The sequence below is a fragment of the uncultured Cocleimonas sp. genome (genome assembly GCF_947495625.1).
Classification (GTDB): Bacteria; Pseudomonadota; Gammaproteobacteria; order Thiotrichales; family Thiotrichaceae; genus Cocleimonas.
Window position 1 is genome coordinate 1 of the sequence record NZ_CANLZW010000075.1, and the last position, 1,170, is coordinate 1,170.

The 1,170-nt window shown below is 30.9% G+C and carries 2 protein-coding genes; both read right to left on the reverse strand.

All coding sequences use genetic code 11. The features are described 5' to 3' along the window. Positions 1-95: 95 nt before the first annotated feature. Positions 96-581 carry a hypothetical protein gene (locus tag Q1A31_RS20890; RefSeq protein ID WP_299881748.1) on the reverse strand — a complete coding sequence of 162 codons (486 nt, stop codon included), beginning with the start codon at positions 579-581 and terminating at the stop codon, positions 96-98. 78 nt (positions 582-659) lie between these two features. After that, the gene (locus Q1A31_RS20895) at positions 660-1,010 is read right to left on the reverse strand and encodes a hypothetical protein (RefSeq protein WP_299881751.1); all 351 of its coding nucleotides are present in this window, start codon (positions 1,008-1,010) and stop codon (positions 660-662) included. Between the last annotated feature and the right edge of the window lie 160 nt (positions 1,011-1,170).

The window sequence follows — 1,170 nt, forward strand, 5'->3', positions numbered from 1 at the left end:
GCGCCATTCACCGTTGTTGGCGTATGCGATTTCAAGGTGAAAATACTAGACAGTCCTCCTCAGGGCGTGTTGTTATATGTGTTGATAGAATAGCTCTAAAAACATTTTTCTGTAATTAATAATCTTTCTCTTTCAGTGAAATTTGATACTAGTGCAAATCCTTTTGTACTTTCATAAAGCACATGATTAACTGCATTAACAGCAGTGTTTGAATTAGACGTTAGTGAGAAAATATTAAAATTATTATACTGACCAATAACTGTTTTTTTAATATCCATAGAATCTATAAATTCTTTTAAATCTTCTTTACTATATTGAACCTTAATTACCTTAATTACCTTAAGCCTGTAGTTTGGATCTTTAGTAAATTTTGAAACTATGGATATAGATTTAGATTTTTCATGTTTTGTGATTGTCATAGTGTTTGGAATAATCCATGGACAACCCAAAATTGTTATTTCTTTTTGTGCAACTTCTGCATTTACCGCATTAAAAACAGTCAGTAATAGAAATAATTTAAAGATTAATTTTATTTTCATATTTAGTTTAATTCTATTAAAAAAATTTAGTGTCTCAGACATATAACGCTTTGCTCATTGGAAAAATAGGAGCGCGAGCGAGTAATTTTTCCAATGCAGCAATTTGTTATGTTTAGGTGATTAATTTTTACGGATGCTGGTTACAATAGCGGCAATTAGAGAAAAAACACCAAAAACTAACTCTGCACCTAATAAAAACATAAATCCGTTTTGTGAACCACAGCCACCCCAAAAGCATTTTCCCCACACTATAAACAAAGTTATAGGAAAAGCGATAACCATAAGTATAAAGATTAAGAGCCAATTAGTCTTTTTGTAAACAGTCCTATTATTTATTTCAAAAGATCCACCATCTTTCTCAATCTTTCGCATTACCTTTCTTGAATACAATCTAAATAAAAAAATGGAAAATGGAATAAGTAATATAAAGAAAAGTGTTAGCGGTAAAAAAGGGCCAAGAATTTCATCCATGGCAAGGACTCCTTATTATTATGAGATACGTTATTAAATCATTTCTATGAGAGAGACATAACGCCTTACACAGTGGAAAAATACGAGATTCTATGTCCACATTCAAGATAAAAAAACCTAAACAGGACGAAATTCAGCTTGATCTCTCATCAGTGCAAAA